The following is a 25,930-nucleotide window of genomic DNA, read 5'->3' as shown; positions in this document are numbered from 1 at the left end:
ACAACAAAAAAATGCCGTATTTATGCGGCTTTTGGCGTTTCGCAAACGCCTAAATTATTTTATATAGGAAAAGGAGCAAAAAACACATGAATATTTTTGAACTTTTTATACTGGCGATAGGCTTGTCTATGGATGCATTTGCAGTATCTGTCTGTAAGGGCCTTTCCCTGGGCAGAATCAATGCAAAGCATATGTGTATCGCAGGCGCATGGTTCGGGGGATTTCAGGCATTAATGCCCCTTGTGGGATATTTTGGCGGACGATTCTTTGCAGATAAGGTTACTCGATACAGTCACTGGGTAGCTTTTGTCCTTCTGGTGTTCATTGGTGCCGGCATGATCAAAGAATCGAAAGAGGAAGAACATGTAAATGCGGATATGGATATAAAATCCATGTTCATCCTTGCAGTGGCTACCAGTATTGATGCACTGGCAGTGGGAGTGACATTTGCTTTTCTGAAAGTAGAGATTGTATCAGCAGTATCCTTTATCGGTGTGATCACCTTTGTCTGTTCAGCAGCAGGGGTAAAGATAGGCAGTCTTTTCGGAATGAAATACAAATCCAAAGCGGAATTATGCGGAGGTATTATCCTTATCCTCATAGGTACAAAAATCCTGCTGGAAGGACTGGGAATGATATAAATAATAATTACAAATCTCAACTCAAACGTGTTATAATACTACTATCAATGAACAGGCATGAAATGATTATCCGCCTGAATAATTTAAATAACATATCAGGGAGGTTTCTATTATGAAAAAAGTAAAAACAGCAGCAGCACTTTTATGCAGTGCATGTCTGGTACTTTCAGGAACTGCTGTACCGACAATGGCAGATTCAGTGAAGGTTGTGACACTGGGAGCTGATCTTACTCAGGACCAGAAGAATACAATGATGAAATATTTTAATGTAGACAGTAACCAGGTACAGATCCTCACGATTACTAATCAGGATGAGAGAGATCATCTGAGTGCTTATGTACCGTTAGAGCAGATCGGAACCAGAACAGTAAGCTGTGCATATGTAAAGCCGACTCAGTCAGGCGGTATCAAAGTAAGAACAGCCAACCTTAACTGGGTAACATGTAACATGATTGCAACGTCACTTTCCACATCAGGTGTCAAGAACTGTGAAGTGGTAGCAGCCTGCCCGTTTGAGGTATCCGGCACCGGAGCGCTTACAGGTATTCAGATGGCGTACGAGACAGCTACAGGGGAGCAGCTTGACAGCACGAAGAAAGAACTTGCTACAGAGGAAATGGTAGTGACAGGAAATCTGGCTGATGAGGTTGGAAAGAATGATGCAACTACTGTTATGAATAACTCGAAGATACAGGTTATCAAAGATAATGTCCAGAATGTGGATGATATCTATAATATCGTAGTAAATGTTGCTCAGCAGAATAATGTAAATCTGGATTCTGACCAGATTAATAAGATTGTAGAGCTTCTGAAACAGATTGCGCAGCAGGAGTACAATTATGATGATGTAAAAGCAACACTGGAGCAGGTAGAACAGAATACATCCGGTGATAATGATGAGCTTGGTGATATTGATGATGAAGAGGATGACACTGTAAATGCAGGTGATCCAGCAGATGGTGATGATATCCTGAATAATGTGGATAACAGTGCTTTAGGCGGAGATATCGTAGAGAGTTCCACAGAGAATCCATCGCTGGAGGAGGATTCAGGTTTGATTGAGGACGACGGGGACGATCAGAGTGACGGAGACCTCAGCGAAACAGAGGAACCGCAGGAGCCGGATGGTGATGAAACTACGGATGACAGTACGCTTGGAAATACAGATGAAGGTGATACAGACTCCGATGAAGGAACAGATGATACAGAAAATGATACCACATCAGATGAATTGGATACTTCTGCACTGACAGAAGATCAGAAAACCATGTTTGATAAAGCTGAGAATTTCTGCAAGGGAGAATATGAAGGCGATACCACTGCTCTTACAACAGCTATGGAAGATGAAACAGCAACAGCTTCCGTAACTCTTGATGCTGAAAATGGTGCAACTCTTGCTAAGAATGTGGAGAAGGCATATCTGAAAATTCTTACAGAAGGCACAGCTTCTTATCAGGCAGATGGAACAGAGATTTACATGAGTACAGAGCTCAATATGGTAGATAAGTCCATGAAGGAAATCTTCGGATTAAGTGCAGATGCACAGGCAAGTCCGGAGCTTGGAGAACTTTCAGATGATGACAGACAGACCTTATATAATGAAACAATGAAATTCTTTGAGAAACTCTACGGAGAAAGCACAGAGACTTATGATACAACGGATGCAGATTCCACAGAGACTGCAGGCGGCGAGGAAAATGCAGAATAATCAAAGCATCATGCAGATTTCAGAGAATAAGGATGGTTCTGCAAAGGTATTGTTCAGGATACGAAAAGCAGAGATGACAGATGTGGATGAGATCATGGCTGTTATGCATGAAGCGAAGAATGATAAAGAGCATCCGGACTGGTTTGTATCTGATGATGAGGAATATGTCAGGACACATATAGAAGAACAGGGTTTTGTGATCGTGGCACAGACAGCAGATGGTTCTGTTGCGGGTTTCTTCATTATTAAATATCCTGAAAACAGGGAAGATAATCTGGGAACTTATCTTGATTTTGATGAGGAACAGCTTTCCCATGTTGCAGTCATGGATTCGGCAGTTGTGTGTTGTGCATACAGGGGAAACGGGCTGCAGGGGCATATGCTGGAAGAAGCGGAGAGATTGCTGGATACAGACCAATATTATTATCTGATGTGCACCATACATCCGGATAATCAGTTCAGCAGACATAATATGGAAATCCATGGATATGAAGTTAAGAGAACGGCACTCTGTTACGGAGGTCTGCCAAGATGTATCCTTTTTAAGGATTTAACCGAATCAGGGAAGTCCCCTGCACAGGTTGTGAAAAGCAGCAAACAATAATAGTAATGGAAAGCAGTTGGTGAAATTTTTGTGATTTTGCCGGCTGCTTTTTGTTATGTATGGAAAAAATGAGATGAATGTGATAAAATGATGTGATTATAGCAATCCTCGTAAATAATGAATCTTAATCCGGCCCATCAGAGTGTGAAATCTGAAACTGTCTTAAATGCATTATTTATGTTACTGTTCACTGGTAATATCCTGCGAGGTGTTTTTTGTGAGCGAAGGTCACAGAAAACCCGAGACATACTGCGCGAATTTATGCGATTAGCATAAATTAAGTTTGCGAAGCAAACGATACTCCTTGGGCATTGCACAAGGAGGTTCATATTTCCTGCATCGCGAAGCGTGTTGCTGGGAACGGAGTGAACAGTAACTTATTTATGAGGGCTGCTATAGAAAACAGAGTCATATAATTGACAAAAGATAAACATAAAAATACAAGGAGAAATACGAATGGGAATGGCAGTAGTAACTCTGAAAAAGGGAGAGGGAAGACTTCTGAAATCCGGCGGAATGTGGATTTTTGATAATGAGATAGATACAGTCATGGGAAATTTCGAGAACGGTGATATTGTACTTGTCCATGATTTTGACGGATATCCTATGGGAAGAGGGTTCATTAATACTAATTCTAAGATTACGGTACGTCTTATGACCAGAGATGAAAATGTTGATATTAATGAAGAACTTTTGGAGAAGCGTGTACGTGATGCATGGGAATATCGTAAGAAAGTGGTAGATACAGGATGCTGTCGTCTGATTTTTGCAGAGGCAGATTTCCTTCCAGGAATTGTGGTGGATAAATTTTCGGATGTACTGGTAGTTCAGTCACTGGCTCTGGGGATCGATCGTTTTAAAGAAACAATCGTAGAACTCCTCAGGAAAGTCCTGGCAGAAGATGGGATCACTATTCGCGGTGTTTACGAAAGAAGCGATGTGAAGGTGCGCAAACAGGAAGGAATGGAAATGGTTAAGGGTTTTATAGGACCAGAGTTTCCAACACTTGTGCAGATTGAAGAAAATGGCGTAAAATATGAAGTTGATGTAAAGGACGGGCAGAAGACAGGATTTTTCCTGGATCAGAAATATAACAGGCTTGCAATTCAGAAGCTCTGTAAGAATGCGAAAGTTCTGGATTGCTTTACACATACAGGTTCCTTTGCACTCAATGCCGGAATTGCAGGAGCTGCGAGCGTAACCGGTGTGGACGCTTCTCAGCTGGCGGTAGATCAGGCAACCGCTAATGCAACATTGAATGGTTTATCCGACAATGTGAAATTTATTTGCGAGGATGTTTTTGAACTGCTTCCAGAACTGGAAGAAAAGGGTGAGAAATTTGATGTTGTGATTCTTGATCCTCCGGCATTTACCAAGTCCAGAAATTCCATTAAAAATGCAGTAAAAGGATACAGAGAGATTAATCTGCGTGCCATGAAACTGGTAAAAGACGGCGGATTTCTGGCAACCTGTTCCTGTTCTCATTTTATGGACTATGAATTATTTACCAAAACCATCGGACAGGCAGCAAAGAATGTACATAAAAGACTTCGCCAGGTAGAATACAGGACACAGGCACCGGATCATCCGATCTTGTGGGCGGCAGATGAGTCTTACTATCTGAAGTTTTATATATTCCAGGTATGCAATGACAGATGATTATTTGGCATATCAGGTAGGGGCAAAATACCTTTTGCCCCTAGAGCGTGTCTGAAAAATCATTTCCACAATCTGCACGCCCCACTTTGCGGTATATTTTGCCCGAATTCGGTTGCCGTAGCCAGCTACGACGCCCTCATCCGGGCAAAATCTCCCACAAATTGTGACATATATCTTGCGGAAAGTATTTTTCAGACACGCTCTAACATCATAAGAGTACATAATAAAGAAAGAGAGGAAATAATATTATGAGTTTCAGAGAAGTAAAAGCAGAAGAACTGACAATGAATCCATTTACCAAGATTGGAAAGGAATGGCTGCTGATCACAGCCGGAAATGAAGAAAAATGCAATACCATGACAGCAAGCTGGGGTGCAATGGGTGTTATGTGGGGAAAGAACGCAGTGACAGTGTATATCCGTCCTCAGAGATACACCAAGGAATTTGTGGACAGGGAAGATACATTTACAATTTCTGTTCTGGGAGAAAAACATCGCAAGGCATTAAATTATTGCGGAAAGGTTTCCGGAAAAAATGTGGATAACAAGATTAAAGAAGCAGGACTGACTCCTTACTTTACAGACGGAACAGCCGGAATTGAAGAAGCTGACATGATCATGGTCTGCAAAAAAATGTATCATGATGAGATTAAACCGGAATGCTTTGATGCCGGGGAAAACGACGGTAAGTGGTATCCGCAGAAAGACTACCATACCATGTATATTGCAGAGATCCTGAAAGTTCTTGTCAGAGAGTAAAAAAATGCATTACAAACAGTAAAAAAAGAGGTAGTTTAATGAAAGACAAATTAAACAGATTCATGCAGGGGCGTTATGGAGTGGATAATTTTGCAAGATTCACTCTCGGTGTGGCACTTTTCGTCATTGTTGTAGGTTCTTTTATGAGACAAAATGCAGCCGGAGGCGTTCTGGATACAGTTGGATTTATTCTTATCATTTATACATATTTCAGAATCCTTTCCAGAAATATCTCTGCACGATATGCGGAAAATCAGAAATATCTGGGATATACTCAGAAAATCCGTAGCTGGTTTACCAGAGAGAAAAATATGATGGAGCAGAGAAAAACACATCATATCTATACCTGCCCGGGTTGTGGACAGAAAATTCGTATTCCCAGAGGAAAAGGACAGAAGGTAGAGATTGAATGTCCGAAATGTCATGAGAAGTTTATCAAAAGACGTTGATTTGCTGCAAACACGCTCTGGCAGATCATCATAAGTTATGGGCTGGAGGAATTATGTTTGGTTATATAGTAATGAATAAGCCTGAAATCAAGTTTAAAGATTTTGATCTGTACAGATCCTTTTACTGTGGATTGTGCAGAGAACTCAAAAGTAAATATGGAATATCAGGACAGATTTCTCTGACTTATGATATGACATTTGTGGTGATTCTTCTCAGTGCGCTTTATGAGCCGCCCACACAAAAGGGAAGCACAAGATGTATCATTCACCCGGTATGTAAACAGCCGGTCAGAAGAAATACAGTGACAGAATATGCGGCAGATATGAATGTACTTCTTACTTATTATAAATGCCGGGACGATTGGGAGGATGAAAAAAAAGTAACTGCTCTTGGTTATTCAAAAGTTCTTCAGGGAAAAGTGAAAAAACTGGATCAGAAATATCCGGATAAATCCCGAAGAATACAGAAGCTTCTCAGTGAATTGTCTGAGATGGAGAAATCTGGAGAAAAAGACATTGACAAAATGGCGGGCTGTTTCGGAAAAATTATGGAAGAGATTTTTGCATGGAAACAGGATGTATGGGAAGATACTCTGCGCAGAATGGGATTTTTTCTTGGCAAATTTATTTATCTTCTGGATGCATACGATGATGTGGAAGAGGATATAAAAAATAAAAATTACAATCCTTTTTCAGAACAATATATAATAGAAGGGTTCGATGAGCAGGTACGCCGGATTCTGATCATGATGATGGCACAGACCTGCAGGGAGTTTGAGAAACTTCCTATTATAGAATACACTGATATTTTGAGAAATATTCTTTACTCAGGGGTATGGTGCCGGTTTGAGGTGATCCATAAGAAGAGAAAAGAAGCAGGAGAGAAAGATAATGATTGATCCGTACAGTATACTGGGGATTTCCAGAGATGCATCCGATGAAGAAGTGAAGAAGGCATATCGTAAGCTGAGCAGAAAGTATCATCCGGATGCCAATATTGACAATCCGAATAAAGAACAGGCTGAGGAGAAATTCAAGCAGGTTCAGCAGGCTTATGAGCAGATTATGAAGGAAAGAGAGCAGGGAGCCGGTTACGGGAATTATGGCAGCAATAATTACGGTGGTTTTGGCGGATTTTCCGGACAGGCAGACTCTGGCTATCAGGATGAAGAGTCTATGCGCAGACAGGCGGCAGCCAATTATATCCAGAGTGGTCATTATCGTGAGGCTATGAATGTTCTGCAGTCACTTTCACAGAGGAATGGACAGTGGTATTATCTGTCTTCCATGGCAAACATGGGACTTGGAAATAACGTAAATGCATTGAATGATATTAAGCAGGCTATCCGTCTGGAACCGGATAATGTACAGTATCAGATGGTTTTGCAGCAGATGGAAGGCGGAGGAAACTGGTATCAGGAGATGCAGAATCCTTTTGGAGGTATGCCGACAGGCGGTGATGATTATTGTATGAAGCTGTGCCTGGCAAATATGGCATGCAGTCTGTGTTGCCCGGGAAGCGGCATATTTTGCTGCTAAAACGTTATTGTTCACTCCGTTCTCAGTAACGTAGTCAAAATTCATTCCAGATTGCCTGCGGCAATGAAATTTTGGTAATAATTGGATTGACAATTAAAAGTGAAAATATTACTATAGTAAAGTGATAATGTGCAACTGTAATGATATGCAACAGTTGCAAACATATAATTAAGGTTACAGGAGGAAATCATAATGAGTATTCGTATTGGTATTTTAGGCTACGGCAATCTTGGCCGCGGTGTAGAGTGCGCAATCAAACATAATCCGGATCTGGAGCTTGTTGCTGTATTTACACGTCGTGCTCCGGAAACTGTTAAAATCCTTACAGAGACAGCAGCGGTATATTCTGTCAATGATGCCGAAAAAATGAAAGATAAGATCGATGTACTTATCATCTGTGGCGGAAGTGCAACAGATCTCCCGAAACAGACACCGGAATATGCGAAGATGTTTAATGTAATTGACAGCTTTGATACACACGCAAGAATTCCTGAGCATTTTGATTCAGTTGATGCAGCTGCAAAAGAAAGCGGTCATATCGGAATTATTTCAGTGGGCTGGGATCCGGGAATGTTCTCACTGAACCGTCTCTATGCAAATGCAATCCTTACAAACGGAAAGGATTATACATTCTGGGGCAAGGGTGTAAGCCAGGGACACTCAGATGCAGTACGCCGTATCAAAGGCGTAAAAGATGCAAAACAGTATACAATTCCTGTTGAAGCAGCACTGGAAGCAGTGAGAAACGGAGAAAATCCGGATCTTACAACAAGACAGAAACATACAAGAGAATGCTTTGTAGTTGCAGAGGAAGGTGCGGATCTGGCACAGATTGAGAATGATATCAAGACTATGCCTAACTATTTCTCTGACTATGACACAACTGTACATTTTATTTCTGAAGAAGAACTGAAGCGAGATCACAGTGGAATCCCACATGGCGGTTTCGTGATCCGATCCGGAAAAACGGGCTGGAATGATGAGAACAATCATGTGATCGAATATAGTCTGAAGCTGGATTCCAATCCGGAGTTTACATCTTCTGTACTTGTTGCATATGCAAGAGCTGCATATCGTATGAATAAAGAAGGACAGAGTGGTGCGAAGACCGTATTTGATGTGGCACCTGCTTATTTATGTGCTGCTGATGGTGCTGAATTAAGAAAGCATCTGTTGTGATCAGGGATATAAGATAATATTCTGTCTGTTGAAAAAATAAAAAGAAAACAGGTATACAGGTTATATTTCACAGTGTTATCTTGTGAAAAGAGACAAAGTATTTGTGGACTTTGTCTCTTTTTTTATGGAATAGACTGTGAAAAATTAGTGAATGTTTAACAGAATTTTACTTGTCTGTTGACGGGATATTTAAAGTGTAATATAATAGAGTCATAGAAACGTAATAACATTGTAAAAAACTTTGTTAAACCTTAGAGCGTATCTGAGAAGTATGTGAGATATCAGAGCGATACCCACGATTCATACTTTTCGGACACGCTCTGATAATGAAAAAAGAAAAGGAAGGTATGTATGCAAAACGTAAACAGGAAGTTTAAAATCTGGGGGGCACTTCTGTTTCTGCTGTTTTTTGCTGTGGGAGTTTCCATGTATTTTACTGCGGCAAATGTACAGGCTGCAACGAAAACAGGTTTTGTAACTATTAACGGAGATTCATACTACATAAATGAAGATGGCTCTAAACAGAAGGGTTGGCTGGAACTTGAAGGAAAGAAATATTACTTTAACACAAAGACCGGTGTTCAGGTAAAGGGCTGGGTTACTGACAGTAAAGGACGAAAGAGATATTTCAGTAAACAGGCTGGTATCATGATGACAGGCTGGGTCACTGATTCAAAGGATCAGAAAAGATATTTTAATCCATCTACCGGATTCATGCAGACGAAATGGCTGACATTGAAGGGAAAGAGATATTATTTCTACAGTAACAGTGGAGTGGCTGCCTGCAAGACGTTCCTTACAGACAGTAAGAAAAATACCAGGTATTTTACAAGTGCATGTTATATGCTTACCGGCTGGACAAAGAATTCCAGCAATGAATACAGATATTTTGAAACTGAAGACGGAATTATGGCAAAAGGTTTCCAGACACTGAATGGAAAGAAATACTACTTTAATACAGGCAGCGGCAAGATGGCTGTAGGCTGGACGACAATTGACGGAAATAAGTATTATTTTGATAAGGAAACCGGTGTGATGGCTACCGGAGATGTAACAATTGATGGACAGAAATACCATTTTAATTCCAATGGTATATTGAGCAATACTACAAGTCCGACCGGTTCCAGAACAATCAAGAATTATCTGGCAGGTGCATTACAGCCTGTTGGTCAGGCTCTGTACGTATGGGGTGGCGGATGGAATGATTCCACCAGAAAAGGAACAAGTCAGACAATGACTGATTTCTATAACAGTCAGAGCAGCAGTTATGATTACAATAACTACAGAGATCTCAGCACAGCCAACAGAGCAAAAGGTTTTGACTGTTCCGGTTTCGTAGGATGGTCAGCTTATCAGGTAATGCAGAGTAAGTCCGGTGTAGGAAGCGGATATACAGTAGTTTCCGGTGAGATTGGTTCTTATTATAAGTCCATGGGCTGGGGAAGTATTCTCACTCAGGCGAATCTGGCAAGTGATGACTGGACAGTATATCCCGGAGATGTGGGATATGACAGTGGACATACATGGATCATTCTCGGACAGTGTGCTGATAAGAGTGCAGTGATCGTGCATTCTACCCCGAATGCAGGTGTTCAGATTGCAGGTACACCTACTCCGTCCGGTGGTTATTCCAGTCAGGCGATTGCACTGGCACAGAAGTATATGTCAAGATATCCGGGATATACCAAGTATGATTATCATACTTCATCTGGTAACTATATCAGAAGAGGTAATTATCTGAGATGGAACAGAAGTACGCTTTCTGATCCGGATGGGTATATGAATATGACCGCAGACCAGATTCTTGCAGATCTGTTTAGCTGAGAAGTGAATAGTTAAGAAAATGGAAGCAGCTTTCGAAAGAGGAGGCTGCTTCTTTTTTTGCGTTCTGTAGTAATTCCATAAATAATGCAAACAATCCAATTCACTATAGCGTGAAGTCCTGCTACGTTACTGTCCACTCCGTTCACAGTAACGTAGCCAAAATTCATTCCAGATTGCCTGCGGCAATGGAATTTTGGCTTGTATGTCTCGGGATTTTGGCATATTCATGCCAAAACACCTCGCGGGATAGTGGTGTGTGAACAGTAACCCTGCATCAGATATCTTTGTCCTGTGTTAAATTATTACAAACATGAAATGGAATATGTTTGAATTGTAGAAAGAAATGCGAAGAATAACAAAAAGATTAATAAATGTTACAGAAATATAAAATTTATGGTAATTAATCCTTGCGTTTTTGAGTGTGGTGTGTTAATATGTATAAGAATTAACTTAGATATTGCAAAAACATTAAGATATAGAAAGAAAATGTTACGAGGGTGAGAATTCATGAAGAAAAGAATTGTATGTCTTACATTAGCACTCCTGATGAGCGCAACACAGGTTGTTAGTGTAAGTGCTTCAAGAGAGGATGAATTGAGAGAAGAGCAGGCGATCACAAGTCAGCAGCTGGATGCTACATATTCCAGAATGGATGAGCTTGCATATGCGAAATCACAGCTTGAGAATGAGATTTCCGAACTGGATTCCAATCTTGTAAGTGTTATGGTTTCTATTGATACTCTTAAAGGAGATATCGATAATAAAGAAGTAGATATTATTAAGACAAAACAGGATCTGGCTAAGGCTCAGAAGGCGAGAGATAAGCAGTATGAGAGCATGAAGCTTCGTATTCAGGCACTGTATGAACAGGGTGGGGATGCAGCGTGGTTTCAGATGATGCTTAATTCAGAAGATTTAAGTGAACTTCTGACACGTGCTGAGAATACACAGCAGATGTATGAGCAGGACAGAAAGAATCTTGATAAATATGTGAATACTATTAATGAGGTGAATAATTTAAAGACTCAGTATGAATCTGACAAAGCAGAACTGGAAGAGATGAAGGCTTCTTATGAACAGCAGTCTTATGATCTTCAGTGCCAGATCGATCAGAAGAAATCTGAATCAGCCGATTATGAGAATGAAATTGCATATGCACAGCAGCAGGCGACAGAATATGCAAATCTGTTAGCGGAACAGACAGCTGAAATTCAGAGATTGGAAGCTGAAAGAATCGCAGCAGAAGAAGAGGCAAGACGACAGGCTGAGGAAGAGGCTGCAAGACAGGCGGCAGAAGAAGAGGCAGCAGCAAAAGCTGCAGAGCAGGAACAGGACTCCGAATCAGAAGACGAAGAAAATGTAGAGTATGATGAAGACGGAAATGAGATTGAGAATACTGATGATGCGGATGATGAGTCTGAATCAGATGATGGTGTAGAATATGATGAAAATGGTGATCCTGTTGACAATGCAGGAGCTTCTGATGATGTAGAGTACGATGAGTATGGCAATGTGATTGATTCTGATAATACAGTTTCACCAGATGATTATGAGAGTGAACAGTCATCTGATTCAGATAGTTCTTCATCTTCAGGTTCAGGATCAGGATCTTCTGTAGTAGACTTTGCAACACAGTTTGTTGGCAATCCATATGTATGGGGCGGTACAAGCCTTACAGGTGGAGCTGACTGTTCAGGATTTACACAGAGTGTATATGCAAACTTCGGAGTAAGTCTTCCGAGAACTTCTTATGAACAGCAGAATGCCGGTACAGAAGTATCTTATGCTGATGCACAGCCGGGCGATTTGATCTGCTACGGTGGACACGTTGCAATCTATATGGGGAATGGACGTATCGTTCATGCATCGAACTCTGTAGATGGAATTAAGATCAGTGATAACGCAGCGTACAGAACGATTGTTTCTGTAAGAAGACTGGTATAATTAAATAAGTATAAATAATTAAATTTATAGGGGTTGAAAAGGAGTATCGCTAAGGGGGCTGATGCTCCTTTTCTTTATGTATAAGTAGTTATCATTATTCCGCGAGGTGTTTTGGCATGAATATGCCAAAATTCCGAGACATACCGTGCGAATTTATGCGATTAGCATAAATTCTGTGCATCGCGAAGCGTGTTGCTGTGAACGGAGTGAACCGTAACCATGTATAATATTTTACCGACTTTCAGGTGGATTTTACCTTGACATAAAATTGGATGGATAGTACAGTTTATGTAACTGAAGAGATACATATAAAATTTTAAATCTGTTTTTGGAGACATCAGTGGGAAAGAATATTCTCATGAATTATCCGGATTATAGTTGAATAGTGAAAGCGAGGAATGATAAATGGCAAATGACCATGTAGAACACATAAGAATTGTACAGGAAACAGTTGCTGGCAAGGAGATTACTTTTGCACATGTAATGGGAGGGCCGGCTCCGGTCATATACCAGAAGCTTGGACTGAATCCGCAGGTGGATTATCGTTCATCTGCAATCGGAATTATGAATATGACACCGCCTGAATCTGCAGTGATTGCATCTGATATTGCGGTAAAAAGCGGAAATGTTTATCTGGGATTTGCAGATCGATTTACAGGCACACTGATCATTACGGGAGAGATTTCCGATGTAATGTCAGCGATGACTGAGGTTGTGGATTATTTCAGAGACACTCTGGGTTATGTAGTCTGCAAGATTACCAAAAGATAGGAAGTGTTGGGATGGCAGGGATGACAACCAGAGAATTACTGGAAAAGCTTTATAACCAGGATTATGAGAAACTAAAGGGAAAAAAACTGCGTATGACCAGGGTAAGGGTTCCGGGAAAGGAAGTGTGCCTGGCGCATGTGATCAATCCTTCACAGAGCTGTATTTATCAGAATCTTGGTTTGCATATTGGAGTCCATGAGGGAGAAGACCACACAGGAGAAGCAATCGGAATGATTCGTTTTACCCCATGGGAAGCAGTGGTTGTAGCTGCTGATATTGCAGTGAAAAGTGCAAATGTGGAGATTGGTTTCATGGATCGCTTCAGCGGATCATTGATCCTTACGGGAGGTCTGACGGAAGTTCAGACTGCAGTGGAAGAAGTGGTGAAATTTTTTAGAGAGGTGCTTGGCTTTAAGACTTGTGCAGTTCACAAAAGTTAAAACATACGAAAAGTCAGTTATTCTGTATCGATGGTGCTTATGTAACTGCCGGAATAGCTGAGAGAAGTGAAAGGGACAGACATTAAATATGAAGAAAATATTTCTGATGGGCAGAAGTGAAGCAGGTAAGACTTCATTAACGCAGGCATTAAAAGGCGAAAAACTTCATTATGTAAAAACGCAGTATACGAATACGGATGATGATACCATTGATTCTCCGGGAGAGTATGCAGAGTCCAAGCATTTCAGCGTAGGGCTGGCCTGTTTTTCTTTTGAAGCAGATGTGGTGGCAATGGTACAGTCAGCAGATGAACCTTTCAGTTTGTTTGGCTATGGCAGTAATGCATTTATTCTGAGACCACTGATAGGAATCATTACGAAAATAGATTCTCCTTATGCGAATGTTCCAATGGTGCGTCAGTGGATGCTGAATGCAGGATGTGAAAGAATTTTTCTGGTAAACAATGTGACCGGAGAGGGGATTGATGAGCTGAGAGCGTTTTTGAATGAGGATGTTCCAAAGCTGAGTCTGGAAGAAGCAAAATTCAGACAGAGTCTTGGTCTGAATGAATGGGATCCGCTGCCGGAAGGTGTGGAATATTGAAAAATATATTGATAAATAGTTGACAAGCTTGTTGCAGGGTGTTATTATAATGACAGTATAATTCCATACAGAACATATTAAGTGCTGATACTGTGAGAAAGAGCAGTACAGAAAGAGGGAATCAGGTGAGAAACCTGAGCGATCCGGTCACTGTAACAGAGGAGCAAATCTCAGAATGTCCATTGTGCCATAGCATGAGAAGGAGAGAGGAGCGATGAGCCTGGAGCCAGGAAACCTGCTTGGTATGGCGAGGTTAAACTTCCGTGTAAAGTGTAACAACCAACTCCGTTGAATCCGCAGCTTCGGAGTGTTGTCTGCTTTTATCTGAAGGCAGACATTTTTTATGGAATGCGCCTGTTCTTTATGAATTATACATGATTAAATGGCAGGCGATACTACTTCGGATTTATTCGTTCCCTCCGCGCACTCATGAACGGATTTTTTTCTACCCCGGGGTAGCATCGCTCCCTCTTATTAATTTTAAATGTATGATCTGTGAAAAATACTGTAATGAATTTTCAATGCTTTGTTATGTGAAGAGAAATTGATAATTTATTAGAGTATTTTTTTTATTTCGTCCTCTGATGGGTGGGATTGATGGAGAATGAGAAAACGGAATTATTCTGGAAAGATAAAAACTTGCAACAGGAGAGGAGAGGTAGCAATGGAGAAACCTTATTGGGAAGGGAAAGAATATTCTTATTTCAGCCATAAGAAATGTGAATTTTTTCCGTGTCATAAGAATGCAGATCCGGATGATTTTAACTGTCTGTTTTGTTATTGCCCGCTATATGCCCTGGGTGAGAAATGCGGTGGGAATTTCCGGTATACGGAAAAGGGAATTAAAGACTGCACAAACTGTATGCTTCCGCATAAGCGAAAAAACTATGGGTATGTCACAGGAAAATACCAGGAACTGGCTGATATGATGAAAAGAGCAAAGGAAAGTATCAGCAAATAAGAGGAGAATGCGTTGCTGCTTAGAACGGAGTGAACAGTAACAATGTGTCAGATTAGCACAAATAAGAAAGAACGATTTTCATTGTAATACAATGCTTGTTCTGCTAGAATAAGGATAGCAAAAGAGAAGAGTCTGTAAGATTTTCAAGTCTGTTCTGAGTTAGTATATAAAGCATTTCACACACATTTTTCACACTTTTCACATGCACAGAAGAAAATGCATCACAGGCATTTGACGTCTTTTCCTGGCGACATTTTCTTGTCGGCAGAGCTCTGCATTTCTACATAGAGCCGTCGGAAAACAGGGAAAATTCACTGTTTTCCGACGGTTTTTGTCATTGATCATGGTTGAAAAACAAAAAAGATACTGATATAATGATATTATATTTATGTAAGGGAGTTAACTACTACATGAAAAAAAGAAATACAGCGATACGCGCATTGTCAGTTTTTCTGGCTTATTCAATGGTTTGTACATCGGTACCCGCTGCGGGTCAGGAAATGTTTGGATCCGGAGTCAACAGGGAGACAGAAGAAAATACATCAGATCTGAAAGAATTTCAAAGTTCACAGGCAGATGAATTTGGAACAGATACGGGATCGGATGCAGAATTGTTCGGAAGCGATGATGCAAAACAGGAGTTTCAGGATGGAGAAAACTCAGAAGAGGGTACAGACGGAATCAGGTATATTAAGGGTCGTCCGTTGACAGAAGAGGAAAGAAAGGAAGAACTGGAACCCTTTAAAAATTTAAAACCTTTGGATCCGGGAATTGAAGTGGAGAGTGATCTGACATCAGTTTATGCTGCATATGGAAACAGGGAGGCTGCATTTCCATCTTCCTATGATGCCAGAAAGGAAGGATTAGTTACGCCCGTAAAGAATCAGAATCCATTTGGAACCTGCTGGGCTTTTGGTATGGCAGCAATCATGGAGACTTCGCTTCTGGCACAGAACAAAGGAACCTACGATCTGTCAGAAGAACATTTATCATATTTTTTCTCCAACAGACAGAATGATCCTCTTGGAAATACCCCCGATGATAAGAATTATGTACTGGGAAATTATCATGTAATAGGAGGTAATGATCACCTGGCGGCTATTTATCTCAGTACATGGTCGGGAATGACTACAGAGGCCGATGTACCATTTCCTACGGATTCTTCGCATCAGCAGGATCTGACTGTACAGATTCCGGGAAGTAAGGCTTATAATTCAGCGGCATATCTGAAAAATGCATCTGTTTCCAAATACAGTGAGGAACGTATGAAGGAAATGTTGCTGAATGACCATGCAGTATCCATTATGCTTTATATGAAGGAAAATTATGTAAACCCGGACACAGCAGCATATTGTTATCCTGTTGGAAAATCAAATTCGACTGTAATTAATCATATTGTGACAGTGGTCGGATGGGATGATACGTATTCAAAGGATAATTTCCTTCCTGTTTCCAATGTAACATCTGATGGTGCGTGGATCATCAAAAACAGTTGGGGGGAGAAGAAAGGAGACGGAGGATATTACTATCTTTCTTATCAGGATCCCAATATCAGTAAACTTGTAAGTGCAGAGGCAGTGGCTGCTTTGGATCAAAAGTATAGGAATAATTATTTTTATGATGGTTCTTCAGCACTTTCAGTGATTCCGATACAGGCGGGACAGTCAGTAGCAGCAGTTTATGAGACAACTGCAGGAAAGGGAAAAGCAGAAGTCCTAGGGGAGGTTAATCTTGTTACAAACAGTGACAATGCCTGTTACAAAATTCAGATATACACCGATCTGACAGATCCATATGACCCGGAAAGCGGGACCGCTGCATATGCTGCTCCATATGAGTTTGAACAGCCAATCGCAGGTGTACAGACTATCAGTGTACCAGAGGTGGTTTTGAAACAGGGAAGCAGATATTCTGTTGTGATCACAAACAGTGGGATTGAAAAAATCAGCTTTGGAGTGGAAGCAAAGTCCAGTTATGGAAACTGGTTTACCTGTACGGCGGGGATAGAAACAGGGCAGACATTCTATAAGAGTGCATCGGAAACGGCCAGGTGGACAGATGGAAAGACGAAAAACTGGACGGCAAGGATCAAGGCACATACAAGGACCCTGAATCAGTCATGGGTGCCGGATACACCGGTATTTCAGGTGAAGGCATATAATTCCGGATACAACCTTATTTCATGGAAAAAAGTTTCCGGAGCTACAGGATATTATGTGTACAGAAAACCTGCAGTAGGTGGGAAGTGGTCCCAAATTGCAGATGTCGGGACATCGGAATTAAAATATAAAGATAGTAAGGTTACGGCTAATGCATCATACCGTTATACAGTAAAAGCATATTATGAAGCATCCGGAAAAAGATATTCAGGTAAATATAAAACCGGCGATGTGATTAAAGCAGCACCTGCAGTGCAGAAGGTTACTTCTGTGAAATCTGAGAAAAATGGAATCCGTATCCGGTGGAAGCCTCAGAAAAAATGTGACGGCTATTATATTTACAGAAAGAAAAAAGGTGGTTCCTATCAATTGATAAAGAAAATTTCCAATGGAAATAGTTCTTCTTATCTGGACAAAAAAGCACAAAAAGGTGTATCATACTATTATGCGGTAAAAGCATATGTTAAAGAGCCATATGGAAATACATACAGCAAATATAAAAGTTCATCTGCTGTAAAAAGAAAATAGGAAATGAAGGAAAGAGATTATGAAGAGAAGGTTTGGAACAGTAATAGCAATGGTACTGTGCTTTATTCTGACAGTGGTTTCTGTTTATGCGGATGACGGAAAGGGTCAGAATCCGGATTATGTAACAGATTATTATATGATCGTACAGAGTACACAGGGCGGGGTAGATATTTATGATGAAGCAGACACTCAGAGTGTTAAACTGAATGACAGCAAGATTCCAAATGGAACTGCCATTCACGTTCTGGGTGAGAAGAATGGAGCAGACAATAAAAAATGGGCATATGCACAGTACCATGGAATGAACGGATATGTTCCTATGGATGATCTGGATCCGGCTTCCAGAGAAGAAGCTGCCAATGAGGAATATCGTACTTTCGGAGGCAAAGATGTGGATTTCGAAGTAAAGGTTCATGGAAACGATGGAAACGTATCGGTTTATAACGGACCTGGAGAGAAATTTGATCAGGTTTCAGGAACAGAGGGAATCGCAGATGGGACAACTGTACATATTTTTCAGTATGTTCAGGGAGAAGACGGAACAAACTGGGGGAAAACAGACACAGATGGTGTGACACAGGGATGGCTGAATCTTGATCGTGATACAGATTACGTAAATGAAAATGTATCCGCAGATGCACCGGAGGCTACAGGCACATCAGGAAATGTTCCGGTGGCTGCTGTTACACCAACACCGGAAGCAACTCCAACTCCGAAAGCCACACCAACACCAGAGGTAACACCTACAGAAAAAGTGACACCGACACCGGAGGCAACACCTACAGAAGAAGCAACACCGACACCGGAGGCAACACCTACAGAAGAAGCAATGCCAACACCGGAAGAAACAGAGACGCCTGCTTCGACAGAAGACAAGGAATCCGATGATAAGCAGAGTCAGAAAACATCAGGAAAGAATGTAAAAGCAGATTCAGGAATGAAGAATCCTGTAATCTGGATTAGTGGTATCGGGATTATTGTTATCATAATTTTACTTATTTATTTCCTGAAGAAGAAAAAGTAAGAGTTAAAATCATTAAAGAATGCCGTCGACGGCAGAGAACAGTTACAAAATAAACAGTGGAACTAAAAGAGCAGCGCATCGGATGATGCAGCTGCTCTTTTTAGAAAATGTGTGTGTATAATTGAGACGTTATGAGGAAACCTCAAATCAGTCTTAATTAACAAAAACTATTAATGTGTGTGCATATATAGTCTACAATTTTTTTGCAATTTAATCAAGATGGAATTTTATAGAACGTGATATATTTGTTACTGTTCACTGGTAATATCCCGCGAGGTGTTTTTTGTGAGCGAAGGTCACAGAAAACCCGAGATATACCGCGCGAATTTATGCGATTAGCATAAATTCTGTGCATCGCGAAGCGTGTTACTGAGAACGGAGTGAACAGTAACATATATTTTGAGGAAAGAGGCTATTCAGACTTTTTACTTGCGTAACTCTGGCGGGAAACGTATAATAGAAAAAAGCAATACTCGAGGGTGAGGAAAAGAGGATGAAGATAACGGAAGAACTGTTAAATGAGATGAAAATTAAGGATGAGAACTTTTCTGACGGTCTGATCAAGCCGGACGGCGATTACGTAAGAATACCCAGAGGACATCTTCATGGAATGATGGAATTGCTTCCATGGACAGAGAACGAAATCTGGAAAATGATCCCGGATGATGATTCTCCGCTGTTCTGGCTGATTGAGAAAACAGGATGCGTTCTTACGGATTATAATAATTCTATTGGCATGAAGATGACACCTGCTCAGCAGACTGTGTTTGATATGATGCGAAAACATGGGGTTCTTACAGATGATTATTACGATCTGACGAAACAGAGGGAGAAAGTAAGAGAAGCCAGAGAACAAAAAGAGAACAGGAAACAATAGTTAAGTGCATATGAATATATGGGAGTGCAGCGATGGAAAAGCATTCTCATTAAAGTCATCCGATGCAGAAAAAACAATATACGATATTAAAAAGCAGCATATCAGAGTTATGGATCATAACCTGATATGCTGCTTTTAACGTGTCTGAAGAAAAATGAAATGTCAATCATAAAAACAAAACAAAAACAACCAGAACGGAAGAAAAAACAAATAAAAAACAACATAAAAGTTCAGAATATACATGTTGATTTATGTTGACTTCGCGATAGCCATAAGGTATAATGAATCTATATGAAAACATGGAGGATATTGCTGTCAGAATGATACCGGAATGTATTGGGGTCTGGTATGGGTGCAGCTTTTATTCATGAGAAAGGAGTAACATGGAAAAATTTCAAACATCAGATATTCCCAAGTCTCCCAGAATTCAGAAACTGGTAGATGCATTGTATGAACATATGCCGGTGATCGAATCAGCCAGAGCAAAGCTGATCACAGAATCTTATAAGGAAACAGAAGGAGAACCGATCATCACACGCAGAGCAAAGGCTTTTGCGCATATTCTTCATAACATTCCGATCATTATCCGTGACAATGAACTGATTGTCGGAAGCAGTACGATTGCGCCGAGGGGATGTCAGACATTTCCGGAGTTCTCTTATGAGTGGCTGGAAGCTGAACTGGATACAGTTGCGACCAGAACTGCGGATCCTTTTGAGATTGCTGAGGAGACCAAAGCCGAACTTAAGGAGGCAGATAAGTACTGGAAAGGGAAAACAACCAGTGAACTTGCAACTTCCTATATGGCACCGGAAGCAATCAAGGCAATTGAACACAATATTTTTACACCTGGAAATTATTTTTACAATGGTGTAGGACATGTAACAGTTAAATACTGGGAAGTACTGGAAACCGGTTTTGAGGGAATCATGGAGAAGGCTCGGAAAGAGCTGGATGGATGCAGTGTCGGTGACGGTAATTATGCAAGAAAGTCTCACTTCCTTGAGGCAGTGATTTTAAGCTGTAAGGCGGTGATCGATTATGCAGGCAGATATGCAAAACTTGCGCAGGAAATGGCGGCACAGACAAGTGATCCGGTAAGAAAACAGGAACTTTTTGTTATCGCAGAGAACTGCAGCAGGGTACCGGCAAAGGGTGCACAGAATTTCTATGAGGCATGTCAGTCATTCTGGTTTGTACAGCAGCTTCTTCAGATGGAATCCAGTGGACATTCTATTTCACCGGGGCGCTTTGATCAGTATATGTATCCATATTATAAGAAGGATATGGAAGCAGGAACTATTACCCGAGAGTTCGCACAGGAATTGATGGATTGCATCTGGGTTAAATTAAATGACCTGAATAAATGTCGTGATGCGGCTTCAGCGGAAGGATTTGCAGGATATAGCCTTTTCCAGAATCTGATCGCGGGTGGTCAGAATAAAGAGGGAGAGGATGTAACTAACGATCTTTCTGTTATGTGTATTCAGGCATCCATGCATGTGCATCTTCCGGCTCCATCACTTTCTGTGAGAGTATGGAATGGTTCTCCGCATGAATTCCTGATAAAGGCAGCCGAGCTTACGAGAACAGGAATCGGACTTCCTGCATATTACAATGATGAGGTGATTATTCCGGCACTGCAGAACAGAGGCTTATCTCTGGAGGATGCCAGAGAGTACAATATCATCGGATGTGTGGAACCGCAGAAAGCCGGTAAGACAGAAGGGTGGCATGATGCCGCATTCTTTAATATGTGCAGACCTCTGGAACTTGTTTTTTCGAATGGTATGGATAAAGGTGAGATGGTGGGAATCCCTACCGGCGATGTCACTCAGATGAAGACCTTTGATGAATTCTTTGACGCATATAAGAAACAGATGGAATACTGCATTTCCCTGCTGGTGAATGCAGATAATGCTATTGATGTAGCTCATGCGGAACGCTGTCCGTTACCATTCCTTTCCTGTATGATAGATGACTGTCTGAAAGAAGGCAAGTCTGTCCAGGAAGGTGGAGCTGTTTACAACTTTACAGGTCCTCAGGGATTTGGAATCGCCAATATGGCAGATGGACTTTTTGCAATCCGCAAACTGGTCTATGAGGATAAGAAAGTATCTATGAAAGAACTTAAGGAAGCTCTTGCATGGAACTATGATAAAGGACTGGATGCGCAGTCCGCCGGTGATATGACAGAAATGATCATGAAGGCAATGCAGAAAGCAGGCAGAAATGTGGATGCTTCCACTGCAGAAGGACTTCTGAAAACTTTCATGGGGATGAAACCGGGTGAACAGAAGATACAGAGATTCAAAGAAATCCACGATATGATCGATGAAGTTCCGAAATTTGGAAATGATATTCCGGAAGTTGATTATTTTGCAAGAGAAGTTGCCTATACATATTCCAAACCGCTTCAGAAGTATAACAATCCAAGAGGCGGAAAGTTCCAGGCAGGTCTGTATCCTGTATCTGCAAATGTACCGCTGGGCGGACAGACAGGAGCGACGCCGGATGGAAGATATGCACACACACCTGTTGCAGACGGCGTTTCGCCATCTGCGGGCAAGGATGTAAAGGGACCTACGGCAGCGGCAACTTCCGTATCCAGACTGGATCATTTTATTGTATCCAACGGAACACTCTTTAATCAGAAATTTCACCCATCCGCACTTTCAGGAAGAGAGGGACTGGAGAAATTCGTTGCACTGATCCGCGGATACTTTGACCAGAAGGGAATGCACATGCAGTTTAATGTAGTTGACAGGCAGACACTGCTGGATGCACAGGAACATCCTGAGAAATACAAACATCTGGTAGTACGCGTGGCAGGCTACAGTGCACTGTTTACGACACTTTCCCGTTCCCTTCAGGATGACATCATCCGTCGTACAGAACAGGGCTTCTGATCCAGACGTTTTTTGCAGGAAGTAAAAGTGACAGGCAGAGGATGTATGGATAACAGAATAAGAAAGGAAAAGCATGGACTATTTGGATACAAAGGGCAGAGTGTTTGATGTCCAGAAATATTCTATTCATGATGGACCGGGTATAAGGACGATCGTATTTCTGAAAGGTTGTGTCCTGCGGTGCAAATGGTGCTGTAATCCGGAATCTCAGGAATATAAAATCCAGACAATGAAAGTGCAGGGAGAAGACAAGGTCATCGGACGTGATGTGACAGTCAGGGAGATGATTGAAGAAGTTGAGAAAGACAGGGTATACTATTATCGCTCGGGCGGAGGTATGACTCTTTCCGGCGGAGAATGTCTCTGTCAGCCGGAATTTGCAGGAGCACTTCTGAGAGCTGCCAAAGAGAGAGGGATTTCTACTGCGATCGAGAGTATGGCATGTGCAAAATGGGAGACGATTGAGACAATCTTACCGTATCTGGATACTTATTTAATGGATATTAAACATACAAATCCTGCGAAGCATAAAGAATTTACAGGACGTTCCAATGAACTGATGATGGAAAATGCCAGAAAAGTGGCGCTTTCCGGTAAAACCAGGCTGGTAATCCGTGTACCGGTGATACCCACATTTAATGATACAGTGGAGGAAATCCAGGGGATTGCAAGGTTTGCAGACACACTTCCCGGAGTGGACAAGATTCATCTTCTTCCGTATCACAGACTTGGACAGGATAAATATGAGGGACTTGGCAGACCATATCTGATGGGAAATGTGGAACCACCGTCCAAAGAACATATGGAAACATTAAAAAAGGCAGTACATGCGGTCTGCGGTCTGGACTGTCAGATCGGTGGATAAGGCATTTTTTGCATCTGATACGATTATTGGAATAAAAAAAGAAAAAACAAACAAAAACAACACAATAAAACCCGTAAAAACAACATAAAACAACGGAAATGTATTGACTTTTTATGACCGATAGTGTAAAATCACAGATAGAAACGTCAAAAACTATATCAATGCCTTAAGGAGGAAAATGAGCATGGTAAACGAATATGAAATCAAAAAACAGATCTGCGACATCGGAAGAAGAATCTACAGCCGCAACATGGTAGCTGCAAACGATGGTAACATCTCTGTAAAACTGAACGACAACGAATTTCTTTGCACACCTACAGGTGTATCCAAAGGTTTTATGACACCGGAGTATATCTGTAAAGTAGACAGAGAAGGAAATGTGATCCAGGCTAACCCGGGATTCAAACCATCCTCTGAAATCAAAATGCATATGAGAGTTTATGAGAAGAGACCGGACGTAGGTTCTGTTGTGCATGCTCATCCGATTTATGCAACATCTTTTGCAATTGCAGGTATTCCGCTGACACAGCCGATCATGCCTGAAGCAGTTATCTCACTTGGATGCGTTCCGATCGCTGAATACGGTACACCATCTACAATGGAGATTCCGGATAATCTTGAGAAATACCTTCCATATTTCGATGCAGTTCTTCTTGAGAACCATGGAGCACTGACATGGAGCACAGACTTAAACGCAGCTTACATGAAGATGGAATCTGTTGAGTTCTACGCACAGCTTCTGTATCAGTCAAAAGTTCTTGGCGGACCTAAGGAATTTGATGAGAAGAACATTAAGAAACTGTATGAAATCCGCCGTAAATTCGGTATGGCAGGCAAGCATCCTGCAAACCTCTGCCTGAATAAAGATGGCCATAACTGCCATAACTGCGGCGGCGCATGTCATGACGGCGAATTCAAGAAATTCCCTGGATATCAGTATGATTTCGTAGGCGGCGGAGATTCCCAGCCGGAAGCAGGAACAGCAGACAAATCTGAAGCTGAATTAGTTGCTGAGATCACAAAACAGGTAATGGCTCAGTTAGGAATGAAATAAGAGTATAGATGACCGATAATCAAGGAGGACAGTCTCATGCCAATTAATGAGAATATGGTACAGGAAATTGTACAGGAAGTAATGGCAAAAATGCAGATTGCAGACGCTCCGACTGGTAAACATGGTATTTTCAAAGAAATGAATGATGCGATCGAAGCGGCGAAGAAATCACAGCTTATCGTAAAGAAGATGTCCATGGATCAGAGAGAAAAAATAATTACCTGCATCCGTAAGAAAATAAAAGAAAACGCAGAAGTAATGGCTCGTATGGGCGTGGAGGAAACAGGTATGGGAAATGTTGGGGACAAGATCCTCAAACATCATCTTGTAGCTGACAAGACTCCCGGAACAGAAGTTATTACAACAACTGCATGGTCCGGAGACAGAGGATTAACTCTTATCGAGATGGGACCTTTTGGTGTGATCGGTGCGATCACTCCATGTACCAACCCAAGTGAAACAATTTTATGTAATACAATGGGAATGCTTGCAGGAGGAAATACAGTTGTATTCAATCCTCATCCTGCAGCGATCAAAACTTCCATTTATGCAATCAATCTTTTAAATGAAGCATCATTAGAGTGTGGTGGTCCTGACAACATTGCAGTTACTGTAGAGAAACCTACACTTGAGACAAGCAATGTGATGATGAAACATAAAGACATCCCGCTTATCGCTGCAACCGGCGGACCTGGAGTTGTAACTGCAGTTCTTTCTTCCGGTAAACGTGGTATCGGAGCAGGCGCCGGAAATCCTCCGGCACTGGTTGATGAAACCGCTGATGTCCGCAAAGCAGCCACAGATATTGTAAACGGATGTACATTTGATAACAATCTTCCATGTATTGCCGAGAAAGAGATCGTAGCAGTTTCCTCTATCGTAGATGAGCTGATGCACTATCTTGTAACTGAGAATGACTGCTATCTTGCTTCTAAGGAAGAGCAGGACAAACTTACAGAAGTTGTTCTGGCAGGCGGAAAGCTGAACCGTAAATGCGTAGGCCGGGATGCAAGAACACTCCTTTCCATGATCGGAGTAAATGTACCTGCAAATATCCGCTGTATCGTATTTGAGGGGCCAAAGGAACACCCTCTGATCACTACTGAGCTGATGATGCCGATCCTCGGTGTTGTAAGAGCAAGAGATTTTGATGATGCAGTAGAGCAGGCAGTCTGGTTAGAACATGGCAATCGTCATTCCGCACATATTCATTCAAAGAATATTGATAATATCACAAAATATGCGAAAGCAATTGATACAGCAATTCTTGTTAAGAATGCACCGTCTTATGCAGCTTTGGGATTTGGCGGTGAAGGCTACTGTACATTTACCATTGCAAGCCGTACAGGTGAAGGCCTTACATGCGCAAGCACATTCACCAAGAGAAGACGCTGCGTAATGGCAGACAGTCTCTGTATTCGATAAGAATTGAT

At 41.4% G+C, this 25,930-nt stretch carries 24 protein-coding genes and 1 riboswitch; of the genes, 23 read left to right on the top strand and 1 reads right to left on the bottom strand.

The window, feature by feature from the left end; genetic code table 11:
- Positions 1-86 precede the first annotated feature (86 nt).
- The 4 genes from LJE12_RS12180 (at position 87) to LJE12_RS12165 (ending at position 4,612) form a co-directional block, all read left to right on the top strand.
- The gene (locus tag LJE12_RS12180; RefSeq protein WP_008705613.1) at positions 87-641 is read left to right on the top strand and encodes a manganese efflux pump MntP; all 555 of its coding nucleotides are present in this window, start codon (positions 87-89) and stop codon (positions 639-641) included.
- Positions 642-753: 112 nt separating this feature from the next.
- Positions 754-2,349: a DUF1002 domain-containing protein gene (locus LJE12_RS12175; protein WP_020993380.1), complete on the top strand. Its 1,596-nt coding sequence runs from the start codon at positions 754-756 to the stop codon at positions 2,347-2,349.
- Positions 2,339-2,953 (top strand): GNAT family N-acetyltransferase, encoded by a 615-nt coding sequence (locus LJE12_RS12170; RefSeq protein WP_227226890.1) that lies wholly within the window; start codon positions 2,339-2,341, stop codon positions 2,951-2,953. The genes LJE12_RS12175 and LJE12_RS12170 overlap by 11 nt, the downstream gene beginning before the upstream one ends.
- A 456-nt stretch (positions 2,954-3,409) precedes the next feature.
- Entirely contained in the window at positions 3,410-4,612 is a 1,203-nt protein-coding gene (locus LJE12_RS12165) for a class I SAM-dependent rRNA methyltransferase (RefSeq protein ID WP_025581119.1), read from the top strand.
- Positions 4,613-4,624: 12 nt separating this feature from the next.
- On the opposite strand, the gene LJE12_RS20685 is transcribed toward LJE12_RS12165, so the two are convergent.
- Complete coding sequence (locus LJE12_RS20685; RefSeq protein ID WP_306452300.1) at positions 4,625-4,774, bottom strand: DUF6783 domain-containing protein; 150 nt, start codon at positions 4,772-4,774, stop codon at positions 4,625-4,627.
- On the opposite strand from LJE12_RS20685, the gene LJE12_RS20680 reads away from it, so the two are divergent.
- From LJE12_RS20680 to LJE12_RS12075, 19 genes are all read left to right on the top strand, one after another.
- On the top strand, positions 4,706-4,864 hold the full coding sequence (locus LJE12_RS20680; protein ID WP_320055411.1) for a DUF6783 domain-containing protein: 159 nt from the start codon (positions 4,706-4,708) through the stop codon (positions 4,862-4,864). The genes LJE12_RS20685 and LJE12_RS20680 overlap by 69 nt on opposite strands.
- Positions 4,861-5,370, top strand: coding sequence for a flavin reductase family protein (locus LJE12_RS12160; protein WP_055150836.1), 510 nt, complete (start codon positions 4,861-4,863; stop codon positions 5,368-5,370). The genes LJE12_RS20680 and LJE12_RS12160 overlap by 4 nt, the downstream gene beginning before the upstream one ends.
- A gap of 38 nt (positions 5,371-5,408) precedes the next feature.
- Positions 5,409-5,819 (top strand): hypothetical protein, encoded by a 411-nt coding sequence (locus LJE12_RS12155; protein WP_008705607.1) that lies wholly within the window; start codon positions 5,409-5,411, stop codon positions 5,817-5,819.
- Positions 5,820-5,872: 53 nt separating this feature from the next.
- Positions 5,873-6,718 (top strand): DUF5685 family protein, encoded by an 846-nt coding sequence (locus LJE12_RS12150; protein ID WP_227226891.1) that lies wholly within the window; start codon positions 5,873-5,875, stop codon positions 6,716-6,718.
- Positions 6,711-7,358 carry a J domain-containing protein gene (locus LJE12_RS12145; RefSeq protein WP_055053726.1) on the top strand — a complete coding sequence of 216 codons (648 nt, stop codon included), beginning with the start codon at positions 6,711-6,713 and terminating at the stop codon, positions 7,356-7,358. The genes LJE12_RS12150 and LJE12_RS12145 overlap by 8 nt, the downstream gene beginning before the upstream one ends.
- A gap of 192 nt (positions 7,359-7,550) precedes the next feature.
- Positions 7,551-8,537, top strand: a complete 987-nt coding sequence (locus LJE12_RS12140; protein WP_008705602.1) for a diaminopimelate dehydrogenase — start codon at positions 7,551-7,553, stop codon at positions 8,535-8,537.
- Positions 8,538-8,888: 351 nt separating this feature from the next.
- Positions 8,889-10,361, top strand: coding sequence for an N-acetylmuramoyl-L-alanine amidase family protein (locus LJE12_RS12135; RefSeq protein WP_055059880.1), 1,473 nt, complete (start codon positions 8,889-8,891; stop codon positions 10,359-10,361).
- A gap of 507 nt (positions 10,362-10,868) precedes the next feature.
- Positions 10,869-12,305 carry a C40 family peptidase gene (locus tag LJE12_RS12130; RefSeq protein ID WP_195480945.1) on the top strand — a complete coding sequence of 479 codons (1,437 nt, stop codon included), beginning with the start codon at positions 10,869-10,871 and terminating at the stop codon, positions 12,303-12,305.
- A gap of 405 nt (positions 12,306-12,710) precedes the next feature.
- Positions 12,711-13,076, top strand: coding sequence for a BMC domain-containing protein (locus LJE12_RS12125; protein WP_008705595.1), 366 nt, complete (start codon positions 12,711-12,713; stop codon positions 13,074-13,076).
- An 11-nt stretch (positions 13,077-13,087) separates the two neighbouring features.
- The gene (locus LJE12_RS12120) at positions 13,088-13,516 is read left to right on the top strand and encodes a BMC domain-containing protein (protein ID WP_008705594.1); all 429 of its coding nucleotides are present in this window, start codon (positions 13,088-13,090) and stop codon (positions 13,514-13,516) included.
- An 88-nt stretch (positions 13,517-13,604) separates the two neighbouring features.
- Positions 13,605-14,120, top strand: coding sequence for a EutP/PduV family microcompartment system protein (locus LJE12_RS12115; protein WP_008705593.1), 516 nt, complete (start codon positions 13,605-13,607; stop codon positions 14,118-14,120).
- Positions 14,121-14,182: 62 nt separating this feature from the next.
- Positions 14,183-14,377, top strand: a riboswitch (cobalamin riboswitch).
- A gap of 407 nt (positions 14,378-14,784) precedes the next feature.
- A complete protein-coding gene (locus LJE12_RS12110) occupies positions 14,785-15,081 on the top strand; it encodes a cysteine-rich small domain-containing protein (protein WP_008705592.1) in 297 nt (98 codons plus the stop codon).
- A 410-nt stretch (positions 15,082-15,491) separates the two neighbouring features.
- Positions 15,492-17,768 carry a C1 family peptidase gene (locus tag LJE12_RS12105; RefSeq protein ID WP_227226892.1) on the top strand — a complete coding sequence of 759 codons (2,277 nt, stop codon included), beginning with the start codon at positions 15,492-15,494 and terminating at the stop codon, positions 17,766-17,768.
- A gap of 19 nt (positions 17,769-17,787) precedes the next feature.
- Entirely contained in the window at positions 17,788-18,792 is a 1,005-nt protein-coding gene (locus tag LJE12_RS12100; RefSeq protein WP_227226893.1) for a hypothetical protein, read from the top strand.
- A 493-nt stretch (positions 18,793-19,285) separates the two neighbouring features.
- Complete coding sequence (locus tag LJE12_RS12095) at positions 19,286-19,669, top strand: hypothetical protein (RefSeq protein ID WP_008705589.1); 384 nt, start codon at positions 19,286-19,288, stop codon at positions 19,667-19,669.
- Positions 19,670-20,052: 383 nt separating this feature from the next.
- Positions 20,053-22,578 (top strand): glycyl radical protein, encoded by a 2,526-nt coding sequence (locus LJE12_RS12090; protein WP_173744796.1) that lies wholly within the window; start codon positions 20,053-20,055, stop codon positions 22,576-22,578.
- A 73-nt stretch (positions 22,579-22,651) separates the two neighbouring features.
- Positions 22,652-23,443 carry a glycyl-radical enzyme activating protein gene (locus tag LJE12_RS12085; protein WP_008705586.1) on the top strand — a complete coding sequence of 264 codons (792 nt, stop codon included), beginning with the start codon at positions 22,652-22,654 and terminating at the stop codon, positions 23,441-23,443.
- Between the two features lie 184 nt (positions 23,444-23,627).
- Entirely contained in the window at positions 23,628-24,497 is an 870-nt protein-coding gene (locus LJE12_RS12080) for a class II aldolase/adducin family protein (protein WP_025580586.1), read from the top strand.
- 36 nt (positions 24,498-24,533) lie between these two features.
- Positions 24,534-25,922: an aldehyde dehydrogenase family protein gene (locus LJE12_RS12075; RefSeq protein WP_025580587.1), complete on the top strand. Its 1,389-nt coding sequence runs from the start codon at positions 24,534-24,536 to the stop codon at positions 25,920-25,922.
- The last annotated feature ends 8 nt before the right edge of the window (positions 25,923-25,930 follow it).

Origin of the sequence: Blautia sp. DFI.6.71 (assembly GCF_020593585.1) — a bacterium.
GTDB lineage: Bacteria > Bacillota > Clostridia > Lachnospirales > Lachnospiraceae > Blautia_A > Blautia_A wexlerae.
This window is presented reverse-complemented; position numbering and strand designations above follow the sequence as displayed.

Excerpts from the sequence above, each read along its gene's own strand:
- LJE12_RS12165 (WP_025581119.1), top strand. The coding sequence starts at position 3,410 with ATGGGAATGGCAGTAGTAACTCTGAAAAAGGGAGAGGGAAGACTTCTG.
- LJE12_RS12080 (WP_025580586.1), top strand. The coding sequence starts at position 23,628 with ATGGTAAACGAATATGAAATCAAAAAACAGATCTGCGACATCGGAAGA.
- LJE12_RS12105 (WP_227226892.1), top strand. The coding sequence starts at position 15,492 with ATGAAAAAAAGAAATACAGCGATACGCGCATTGTCAGTTTTTCTGGCT.
- LJE12_RS12110 (WP_008705592.1), top strand. The coding sequence starts at position 14,785 with ATGGAGAAACCTTATTGGGAAGGGAAAGAATATTCTTATTTCAGCCAT.
- LJE12_RS12150 (WP_227226891.1), top strand. The coding sequence starts at position 5,873 with ATGTTTGGTTATATAGTAATGAATAAGCCTGAAATCAAGTTTAAAGAT.
- LJE12_RS12170 (WP_227226890.1), top strand. The coding sequence starts at position 2,339 with ATGCAGAATAATCAAAGCATCATGCAGATTTCAGAGAATAAGGATGGT.
- LJE12_RS12175 (WP_020993380.1), top strand. The coding sequence starts at position 754 with ATGAAAAAAGTAAAAACAGCAGCAGCACTTTTATGCAGTGCATGTCTG.
- LJE12_RS12155 (WP_008705607.1), top strand. The coding sequence starts at position 5,409 with ATGAAAGACAAATTAAACAGATTCATGCAGGGGCGTTATGGAGTGGAT.
- LJE12_RS12135 (WP_055059880.1), top strand. The coding sequence starts at position 8,889 with ATGCAAAACGTAAACAGGAAGTTTAAAATCTGGGGGGCACTTCTGTTT.
- LJE12_RS12180 (WP_008705613.1), top strand. The coding sequence starts at position 87 with ATGAATATTTTTGAACTTTTTATACTGGCGATAGGCTTGTCTATGGAT.
- LJE12_RS12125 (WP_008705595.1), top strand. The coding sequence starts at position 12,711 with ATGGCAAATGACCATGTAGAACACATAAGAATTGTACAGGAAACAGTT.
- LJE12_RS12115 (WP_008705593.1), top strand. The coding sequence starts at position 13,605 with ATGAAGAAAATATTTCTGATGGGCAGAAGTGAAGCAGGTAAGACTTCA.
- LJE12_RS12100 (WP_227226893.1), top strand. The coding sequence starts at position 17,788 with ATGAAGAGAAGGTTTGGAACAGTAATAGCAATGGTACTGTGCTTTATT.
- LJE12_RS12120 (WP_008705594.1), top strand. The coding sequence starts at position 13,088 with ATGGCAGGGATGACAACCAGAGAATTACTGGAAAAGCTTTATAACCAG.
- LJE12_RS12130 (WP_195480945.1), top strand. The coding sequence starts at position 10,869 with ATGAAGAAAAGAATTGTATGTCTTACATTAGCACTCCTGATGAGCGCA.
- LJE12_RS12085 (WP_008705586.1), top strand. The coding sequence starts at position 22,652 with ATGGACTATTTGGATACAAAGGGCAGAGTGTTTGATGTCCAGAAATAT.
- LJE12_RS12145 (WP_055053726.1), top strand. The coding sequence starts at position 6,711 with ATGATTGATCCGTACAGTATACTGGGGATTTCCAGAGATGCATCCGAT.
- LJE12_RS12160 (WP_055150836.1), top strand. The coding sequence starts at position 4,861 with ATGAGTTTCAGAGAAGTAAAAGCAGAAGAACTGACAATGAATCCATTT.
- LJE12_RS12140 (WP_008705602.1), top strand. The coding sequence starts at position 7,551 with ATGAGTATTCGTATTGGTATTTTAGGCTACGGCAATCTTGGCCGCGGT.
- LJE12_RS12075 (WP_025580587.1), top strand. The coding sequence starts at position 24,534 with ATGCCAATTAATGAGAATATGGTACAGGAAATTGTACAGGAAGTAATG.
- LJE12_RS12095 (WP_008705589.1), top strand. The coding sequence starts at position 19,286 with ATGAAGATAACGGAAGAACTGTTAAATGAGATGAAAATTAAGGATGAG.
- LJE12_RS12090 (WP_173744796.1), top strand. The coding sequence starts at position 20,053 with ATGGAAAAATTTCAAACATCAGATATTCCCAAGTCTCCCAGAATTCAG.